The 8,829-nt window shown below is 41.5% G+C and carries 9 protein-coding genes; 1 reads left to right on the forward strand and 8 read right to left on the reverse strand.

The window, feature by feature from the left end:
• Positions 1 to 255 precede the first annotated feature (255 nt).
• Positions 256 to 1,575 (reverse strand): MFS transporter, encoded by a 1,320-nt coding sequence (locus LG34_RS06455; RefSeq protein WP_109215364.1) that lies wholly within the window; start codon positions 1,573 to 1,575, stop codon positions 256 to 258.
• Positions 1,576 to 1,956: 381 nt separating this feature from the next.
• Here LG34_RS06455 and LG34_RS06460 point away from each other — a divergent pair, with 381 nt between their 5' ends.
• A complete protein-coding gene (locus tag LG34_RS06460; protein WP_109215365.1) occupies positions 1,957 to 3,921 on the forward strand; it encodes a cache domain-containing sensor histidine kinase in 1,965 nt (654 codons plus the stop codon).
• 67 nt (positions 3,922 to 3,988) lie between these two features.
• On the opposite strand, the gene LG34_RS06465 is transcribed toward LG34_RS06460, so the two are convergent.
• The 7 genes from LG34_RS06465 to LG34_RS06495 form a co-directional block, all read right to left on the reverse strand.
• The gene (locus tag LG34_RS06465; protein ID WP_109215366.1) at positions 3,989 to 4,840 is read right to left on the reverse strand and encodes a response regulator transcription factor; all 852 of its coding nucleotides are present in this window, start codon (positions 4,838 to 4,840) and stop codon (positions 3,989 to 3,991) included.
• A gap of 31 nt (positions 4,841 to 4,871) precedes the next feature.
• Positions 4,872 to 5,150: a hypothetical protein gene (locus LG34_RS06470; RefSeq protein WP_109215367.1), complete on the reverse strand. Its 279-nt coding sequence runs from the start codon at positions 5,148 to 5,150 to the stop codon at positions 4,872 to 4,874.
• Between the two features lie 117 nt (positions 5,151 to 5,267).
• Entirely contained in the window at positions 5,268 to 5,498 is a 231-nt protein-coding gene (locus tag LG34_RS06475) for a hypothetical protein (protein ID WP_177957625.1), read from the reverse strand.
• Positions 5,499 to 5,618: 120 nt separating this feature from the next.
• Positions 5,619 to 6,080: a metallophosphoesterase family protein gene (locus LG34_RS06480; RefSeq protein WP_109215368.1), complete on the reverse strand. Its 462-nt coding sequence runs from the start codon at positions 6,078 to 6,080 to the stop codon at positions 5,619 to 5,621.
• Positions 6,081 to 6,238: 158 nt separating this feature from the next.
• On the reverse strand, positions 6,239 to 7,567 hold the full coding sequence (locus LG34_RS06485; protein ID WP_242979819.1) for an MATE family efflux transporter: 1,329 nt from the start codon (positions 7,565 to 7,567) through the stop codon (positions 6,239 to 6,241).
• A 109-nt stretch (positions 7,568 to 7,676) separates the two neighbouring features.
• Positions 7,677 to 8,228: a SpoVA/SpoVAEb family sporulation membrane protein gene (locus LG34_RS06490; RefSeq protein WP_369694143.1), complete on the reverse strand. Its 552-nt coding sequence runs from the start codon at positions 8,226 to 8,228 to the stop codon at positions 7,677 to 7,679.
• Positions 8,229 to 8,266: 38 nt separating this feature from the next.
• Positions 8,267 to 8,686: a stage V sporulation protein AB gene (locus LG34_RS06495; RefSeq protein ID WP_109215369.1), complete on the reverse strand. Its 420-nt coding sequence runs from the start codon at positions 8,684 to 8,686 to the stop codon at positions 8,267 to 8,269.
• Positions 8,687 to 8,829: the final 143 nt, after the last annotated feature.

The raw sequence follows: 8,829 nt of genomic DNA on the forward strand, positions 1-8,829 counted from the left end.
TAGCTTGTTTCTCACCACCTATAGAGGTGGGAGTCATCTCCCATCTGATGTAAGTCTCAATCATAACAAAGCGGAACAATGCTATCTTTCATAATGCCACAGGCAGCTATTTCATGCAAGTACAAAAATATCGATACACAGAAAGAAAAAACGCCGATGGAATCACTTCCACACGGCGCTTTCTCCTTTGCTTAACTTTTTATCGAAACTTCTGCTTCACAGATTGAACATTTCAATATAATACCCTATATTAAATTATTTTGCTTTTGCAGCTTCTCCAGCCTGCCAATCTTTGTTGTATTTATGATCTTTTACGAAGAATACGATCAGTAATACGTTGATGACTGCAAGGCAAGCATCGATGATGTAAGCGTAACGTACGTTACCGCCTGTCATGTTCATAACGAAACCGTTGATAGCGAATGTCATAGCTGTAATGATACCCTGGATTGGGAACAGTACAGAGTTAACTTTGTCATATCCCTGACGTCCGAATACAGATGCCGGAAGAGATGTTGTAAAGTTTGCGGAACCACCGATACCGATACCGATCATGATGATGGAAATCCAGAAACCAGCTTTTGTGTTTGTAAAGTTACATAATAACGCACATGCATACCAGATACCAAAGAAGATCATAGCTTTCTTTGTACCGATCTTCTGATCAAGCACACCGATTAAGAAAGATCCCACAACACCGATTACTGCACAAACAGACATGATAGATACAGCTGTTACAGTTGCAGTTGCCTCATTTGCACCGAAAGATACAAGTAAGGAAGTAGAACGACCTACCATCTGAGACATAGTACCTACAGAACAAATCTGGAATACACCAGTTACAATAGCTACGATCCAGATCTGGTCACATTTTAACAGTTTACCTGTTGTCCAGCCACCATCGTCTGTTGCGTCTGTATCATACTCTGCTTCGTATACTTCTTTGGAAACGTTATCCGGGTACATATTTCTCTCAAACGGAGTGTTACGTACGAAGATAAGTCCAACGACACCAAGAATGATAACCGCGATAGAGATTGGAAGACCTGCTTTATGTACGCCTAATTTACCTACTAAGAATACGATCAACGGAACGAATGCTGCTGTAGCAAGGTTGTGTCCCATTGTTGTATATCCCATAACAATACCTTTTTTCTTCGGGAACCAGTTAGCAACCAGTACACCACCGCAAAGGTAACCAGCGGACATGATTGTACCACATGTGATAGCCATCATGATTGTGTAAACTGCTGTGTTCGGAGCATTTAAAACGCCCATGTAAGTGATACCGGCGATGATACAGTTGATACCTGACATCATACGTGCGCCAATCTTACGGTTAACAACACCAACGATCAAGAAGATGATGACACCAAGAACACCTGCGATTGCATTACAGTTAGAAATGTTACCTGCTGTTGTTCCCATTGCCTCAGCAATGTTTCCAGCAATGTTGTTACTACCATCATTGATCATACCTACATAGAACCAGAACATCAATAACATGTAGATGATGTGGAACCAGCCTGCGCCACCGAAAGCGACTACTGAATCCTTGTTGGATTTTTTGTTCATTTTCCTTGTCCTCCCAATATAAATACTTAAAACCCTTTGCCCTTGTAATTACTCACAAGCACTTTTTCAAACCTCGTTCATTATACAAAAATGTGCCCATAAAAATATAAAGGAAATTTCGTTTTTTATTGACTATTTTTAGGTGTTGAAACAACTATTTTATATGTTTTGTGATAGTGCACAAAACAATTGTTTATTTTTTATCAATAATTACCTGTAAACTTTTTTTCTTTTCCTGTGTACGGTTTTCTGATAGAATAAATGGGATGAAACAGACAAATTTTATTTTCTTTTCATATTTATTTTATTTATATTTTCGATAATGAAATTATTTTTCAGCGATTGTTTATTTTTTATCAGAGATTAAGGGGTTAAAATTCCATGAATAAGAAACATTTTAAGTTAAAACACAACCACAGTCCGCAGCGATTTCAGACAAAGCTGCTGCTGTCCATCTTCCGGATTGCCACACCGGTGATCGGCATCATCTGCGGCATTTCTCTCTGGATGCTGTCGCAAAACTACCAGCAGACGGTCATCAATTCACAGGCAGCCGCCACAGAAAAAATTCGAAGTGATGTTGCCAACCTGCTGGAAAATACCCAGACCGTGTCGCAGGATATGATCTTTAACAGTGCGATTCAACAGATCCTGTCTGACAGTACTTCCGGTGAGCAGTTTCCGCAAAATGCAGACGTTTCCTACCATGTGAATGGTTTCATTGCAAACCGTGACTATATCAACTGTGTAGTTTTAACGGGACACAATCAGACACTGTATTCCACAGAGAAGGCTTTTACCAGCATTTCTGATTATGACACGATCCTGCATTCCCGCTGGCTTGCCACACTGCGGGAGAGCAATGAACCATTCCTCTGGTTTGTAAATCCGGATTACCGCCCGGTGACAGATGATGCCAGCACTTCTGATGACGATGCCTGCGACAACTTTCCGGGTGCTTCGGAAATGGATACACAACCGGCAGTCAATCAGGGAGAACCACAGCATCTTATGATGGCAAGACCGGTATACAGCACGACAGACTATTCCACCAGACTGGGTTATATGGTCGTATATCTGGATGATTCCTATCTCTGTGATCTGTTAAATGGCTTCCAGTTTGGCAAGACAACAAATACCTGGCTTGTAAACAGTGACGGAAAAGCCATCCTGCGCAGCACCGTTTCCAATGATTACTCTTTTTTAATGGATGAACTGGAGCCAGCAGAAACAGGAACAATCCTTTCACATAATGGTCAGAAATTTGTCATCAATATTAAGCCGGTGACTCAGAATGGATGGTATATTTATACGGCAACACCTTTTAATGAAGTAGATGAACCGCTCTCCATCTTCCTACTGCAATCGATCCTGCTGGCACTGATGATGATCGTACTCTTGTTTTTCCTTGCAGCACGTACATCCACCTCACTGTCCAGTCCGATCATTTATCTGGCACACAACATGGATAATTACCGCAGCAATATGACACCGGAACCATTTTCCATGCATACACCACGCAAACCGCAACCAGAAGAAAAAACACTGGATACCAGAGGGCTGCCCGCTGAGATCATTCAGATCTACGATTCCTATCAACAGATGATTGCCCGTATCAATACCCTGATCCGCGAAAATTATGTCAAAAATCTGGAAAAGAAAGACGCTGAACTTGCCCTGCTGCAAAGTCAGATCAATCCGCACTTTCTGTATAACACGCTGGACTCCATCAACTGGATGGCAATTTCCAACGATCAGGATGAGATCAGCGAAATGGTTACTGCGCTCTCCGATATGTTCCGACTGAGTCTGACCAAGAGCAAAAGTTCGTTTATCCCACTTTCCCAGGAGCTTGATTATGTTCGAAGTTATCTGCTGTTGCAACAGTTCCGCTATCAGGATTGTCTGGATATCGCTATTAATTGTCCAGATGCTTTCGGGGATTTTCTGGTTCCGCGTTTTACGCTCCAGCCACTGGTGGAAAATGCGATCAAGCACGGCATTACCTCTCCGGATGAACCATTTTCCATTAATCTGCAGGTTCTGATCCAGAAATATGAACTTCATATCTTAATTGGAAACGATGGTGCCCGCATTTCTCTGGAGCATATGGAACAGTTACTGGATTTCGATGCTAGTCAGCATGAATTGCTTGATTTTGACGAAAACAGCTACGGTGTGCAAAATATTCACCGCCGCATTCAGTTGATCTGTGGCTTACAGTATGGACTGTCTTACTTTATCCGTGGTGGAAGAACTTACTGCGACATCAGACTGCCGATCCAAAAAAAAGAGAAAGCGGCACCTCAGGAAACGGAAGATCGTGCCGACGATACAGAAAAATAAATCAAAAAAGGAAGTCGGAAGTCTATCGAACCAGACAACATCGGTTCCGATAGACTTCCTTCTTTTATTATTTTCGGGCATATTTCTTGCGGAATTCTGATAACGTAGATCCTGTGTTCCGCTTAAAGATCTGCGAAAAATACGTATAATCATTGTAACCGACTTCCACGGAAATCTCATACATCTTCATATCCGTATGAACCAGCAATTCCTTTGCTTTCTCAATCCGCAGATTGGTCATATAGTTAATGATCGTAACATTCTGTTCCTTCTTAAAAACGTCACACAGATAACTTTTATTCACATTTACATGCTCTGCTACATCTGTCAGAGAAATATTTTCATTATAATGCTTCTTAATATAATTCAGCGCATCCCGCACGATTTTGGTTGCTGATTGGTCTCCCTCCGGATTCACCATGCCCGGCCGCTGACCGACATCTTTCATTGCGGAAGATGATACGACATTTTCCACTTCTTCTTTTCCAACCAGTCCACGGGCATAGCCATCCAACACCTGATAATAAGCTGCCTGACCACTTTTTGCCTCAATACGTGCATACATGCGGTGCAGCATGTCCGAAAAATCTGCCTTTTTGATCGGTTTGAGCAGATAATCACTCACCCCAATCTTCATTGCCGTCTGTGCATACGTGAAATCCCGGTATCCGGATAAAATAACGATCTCACTCTCCGGCAAAATTTCCTTTGCACGTTTTGCAAATTCCAGTCCATCCATCTGCGGCATCCGCACATCGGTAATGATCAGATGCGGTCTCAGCTCCGGAAGTGCATCCAATGCTTTTAACGGATCTACAAAAGCACCTTTTACAAGAAAACCGCAATCTTCCTTTTCGCAGACTTTCTGAATACCCTGTAAAACAATTTTTTCATCATCCAGTAAAACCATTGTGTACATTTTGCTTCATCCTTTATCTTTCGTGATTTTTCTATAATCCTGCAAAAAACAGTTCATAGAAATCATCTTCCCCCTCCAACATCGGTGAGTTCTCTCCACCGCCATTCGTGCTCCGCTTCATCGTGGCATAAAATTCTTCTCCTGCCAGAATCAGCTCCATCTCATAGATCGGATATCCATTCTCCTGACATTTTCTGCAAAAAGCAGTCAGCGGTTGTGGATCTTCTTTGGTCGCAAGCAGCTCCTGCCGTAAATTCTCATCGTGCAGAGCCTTTTGCTTTAATTCATCTAACATTTCCGGAATTTCCATTGCACTGTCTCCATTCCTACTCTACCTTCACATACATTTGTATATAAAAATGCGCTCATCTGCTATAACAGGATTTGCTTCTGAATTGAATCTTTCAGACTATCCACACAATTCTAATCAGCCATTCAAATCTTTCAGGTTCTGGAACAGATCAATATCAGACTGCTGAACTTTCATATTTGTTGTCATCGGTTCTTCACCCGGTCTGGTCACTGTGATCTCAATAATCGTGCCTTCCTGCACGCCACCGGTTAATACGTTGCGGAAAAATGCCGCAAATTTCGGGTGATTGCTTACAAACTGATTTTTTGCTTTCATTACTTTCATAGCTGCTGCCGGATTTATCATAATATGTTCCCTCTTTCTTCATAATCTTGAGTTTAATCTTGCAGTCAAAAATATATCAGTCAAAGGATTTTCATTCTTTGCTGATATATTTTTCTACTCACATTTGTAATATAAATCCTATCACTTCGCCTCTGAAAAGTCAATTTTCTCTACGTGATATTTACCATCTTCCATCTGCATCACTGCCATAGTCACAGCACCGCCAAACCGCGGATATCCACAGCTTCCCGGATTCAGCCAGAGCAGATTTTCCGACTGTTCTTCAAAGTACTTGTGGGTATGTCCAAATACTGCCACATCTGCACCTTCCGTCTGTCCGATCAGATGCCGCCGCTCATGTGCCATCACAAAATTCACGCCATTGATTTCAAATTTCAGTACTTTTGCAATATTTTTCGCCCAGTCACCATCGTTATTGCCACGCACGACGTACAGATTTCCAAGGAAACGGATCTGATCAAGAATTTCTTCTTTTGTCACGTCCCCTGCATGCAAAATACAGTCACAGGTTTTTAATATCTCCAATACTTCCGGACGAAGTTTGTTATGGGTATCCGATATAATTCCCAGTTTTTTACTCATATACTTTTTCATCTCTTTTCCAAAAGGACTTCTATATTTTTATTCTATCATCTTATCGCCTGTATTTATCTATTTACGCAACCGTTTCAACTTATATGCTCTTTTCATAGATTTCTATAATATTTCATAAAAAACACACTTCTAAAAATCGCATTTTTCTATTCCATAATAGTCTTTGGCATCGTCTTTTTCACAAACTGGCGGTAAAAAAGATAACCTGCCAGCGTTGTGATAGAATCCGTCACCGGAAAGGTGAGCCAGAAATAATTCAGTCCAAATCTTGAAAACAAGTACGCCAACGGAATAAACAAAAATACCGTTCTGATAATCGTCAAAATCGAACTTTTTACCGCATGTCCCAACGCCTGGAAAAATACAGGAAACGTCAGGGAACTTACCAGTGGAATAAAACTGATTCCAATAAAACGGAAAGCTACTTCACCAATACTGATAACTTTCGGATCATGTGAAAATACATGTAGCATCGGTCCCGGAATAGTTTCAAATAAAACAACGCCGATCATCATCAACGCAATTCCGAATATGATTGCCACCATCAAAGTCTTTTTGCATCGCTCATATTTGCCCGCCGCATAGTTATAACTTACCACCGGCACGATACAAGTCTGCATTGCACCCAATGGGATAAAGAAAAATGCCTGCCATTTATAATACAAACCAAGTACTGTTACCGCCTGATCTGAGAATGTTGCAAGAATCAGGTTTAAGCCAAATATGTAAAAAGTGTACGCTGCCTGCATCAAAATATTTGGAATTCCAAGTTTATAAATTCGCTTGATCTGGTGTGGGAATACCACAAGCGCTGGAATCTTACGAAAACCGCCTTTCATAACAATCAATGCCGCCGCGATTTGTCCCACAACCGTCGCTGTAGCAGCTCCACCGATTCCCATTTTCGGCAGACCGCATAAGCCGAAGATCAAAAGTGGATCCAACGCAATGTTTACAATTGCACCAATAATCTGCGCGATCATCGGCGTCCGCATATTTCCTTCTGCCTGATGCACTTTCGTCCAGACACTTTCCAGAAACAGTCCGATGCTGAGTACACAAACGATTCTTCCGTAAAGCACTACCATTGTAATGACTTCCTCGGAAGAAGTATTCATTCGCGCATATGCCGGCATCAGAAAGAAGCAGACTACCGCAAAAATCACCCACATCAAAAGTGCAAGCGGTGTGCCGATACCTGCCGTCTCGTCAGATCTTCTTTTTCTTCCGATTCCAAGGTTGTACGCCATTTCTGTGTTGATGCCGACACCGGTTCCCACCGCTAATGCGATCATCAGAAGCTGAATCGGGTAAATAATAGAGAGTGCCGTCAGTCCACTCTCTGAATAGCGTCCAACAAAAAAGCTGTCCACCACGTTATATAACGCCTGAATCAGCTGTGCCAGCATAACCGGAGGTGCCATTTTTAATAATATTTTTGAGATTTTCTCTGTTCCAAAAAAATCGTTATTCAACTTGTCCCCTCGCTTTTATCTATTACTATTTTTTGATTATCTAGTATATACATCATCTAGCATGATAGTATATTTTCAGGGGAAAATCCAGTGTAAAAAAAAATATATATTACTGCACAATTTTCCAGATCCAGTACACCAGTCCCAACAGCCAGCTTGTGAAAATACCGTACAAAATAACCGGTCCGCCAATAGAAAAGATCTGGCTTCCGATACCAAACACCTGACCTTCTTTTTTAAACTCAATAGCAGGCGCTGCCACACCATTCGCAAAACCTGTGATTGGCACAAGTGCACCGGCGCCACCGAATTTTGCAATGGTCGGATAAATGTTTAATCCTGTAAGAACCACACTGATCAGTACCAGAATCAGACTCGTCCACTTTCCTGCGGTCAGTGTATCCATGCCACGACTCAGGCAAAAATTCGTGATTCCCTGTCCAATGCAACAAATAATACCTCCAACCAGAAAAGCTTTCAGCATATTCAAAGGTAAACTGTAGGTTGGTGTTACCTGACTGACATAAGCATCGTATGCATTTTTCCGCGCTTCTTTTTCTTCCTCAGTTTTTGCATCTTCTGCTTTTGAAATTTCCCGGATCAGCTCTTCTCTCGGCGTATTTTTGTAATCTGATTTTGTTTTTTTCTTATTATCATTCAAAATGTTAACCACCCTTCAGATTCTAATTTTTGTTTTTCTTATGCGATCCATAAAAAATAGACCAGACCGCCTACTGTCTTTCCTACTGCAAAAGCCGTAATCAAAAATCCAAGTCCATTTTTCAAATTCACTCTGCGAAACAATACAGGAAATACATTTAGCACTTCTGCCAGAGCCACCGACAGGCAGCCTAAAAATACACCAGATGCCAATCCATAAACCACAAGGAACCATAAGCCGACTTGAAACGGAAGCTGCGGAAAAATTGCCAGAATACATCCAAAGATTCCGCCAAAGATCAGTGCGTTTTCCAGTGCCGGCACATATGCGGCTACACTTGTTTTTCCGGCTATACGTGGCACCATGCCTAGACTTGCTCCCAGTGCAAACACACCAGCTGCGACACCAATGCCAAATAATAGCCCCAATATTCCTAATACAATTTGATAGCCCCACATCTTGCACTTTCCTTCTTCCTGATATTACTTTTTATTACACAACGTATAAGATAATTTTTTCGTCATTCTAATCCTGCTAAATTTATAGAAAAATATAATTCAAGTCGAACGCACGTGAGACTTGGTGCGTGATTCTGGTCAGC

It is taken from the genome of Eubacterium ramulus (assembly GCF_003122485.1).
GTDB classification, from domain to species: Bacteria; Bacillota; Clostridia; order Lachnospirales; family Lachnospiraceae; genus Eubacterium_I; species Eubacterium_I ramulus_A.

Excerpts from the sequence above, each read along its gene's own strand:
- LG34_RS06455 (WP_109215364.1), bottom strand. The coding sequence starts at position 1,575 with ATGAACAAAAAATCCAACAAGGATTCAGTAGTCGCTTTCGGTGGCGCA.
- LG34_RS06460 (WP_109215365.1), top strand. The coding sequence starts at position 1,957 with ATGAATAAGAAACATTTTAAGTTAAAACACAACCACAGTCCGCAGCGA.
- LG34_RS06465 (WP_109215366.1), bottom strand. The coding sequence starts at position 4,840 with ATGTACACAATGGTTTTACTGGATGATGAAAAAATTGTTTTACAGGGT.
- LG34_RS06470 (WP_109215367.1), bottom strand. The coding sequence starts at position 5,150 with ATGGAAATTCCGGAAATGTTAGATGAATTAAAGCAAAAGGCTCTGCAC.
- LG34_RS06475 (WP_177957625.1), bottom strand. The coding sequence starts at position 5,498 with ATGATAAATCCGGCAGCAGCTATGAAAGTAATGAAAGCAAAAAATCAG.
- LG34_RS06480 (WP_109215368.1), bottom strand. The coding sequence starts at position 6,080 with ATGAGTAAAAAACTGGGAATTATATCGGATACCCATAACAAACTTCGT.
- LG34_RS06495 (WP_109215369.1), bottom strand. The coding sequence starts at position 8,686 with ATGTGGGGCTATCAAATTGTATTAGGAATATTGGGGCTATTATTTGGC.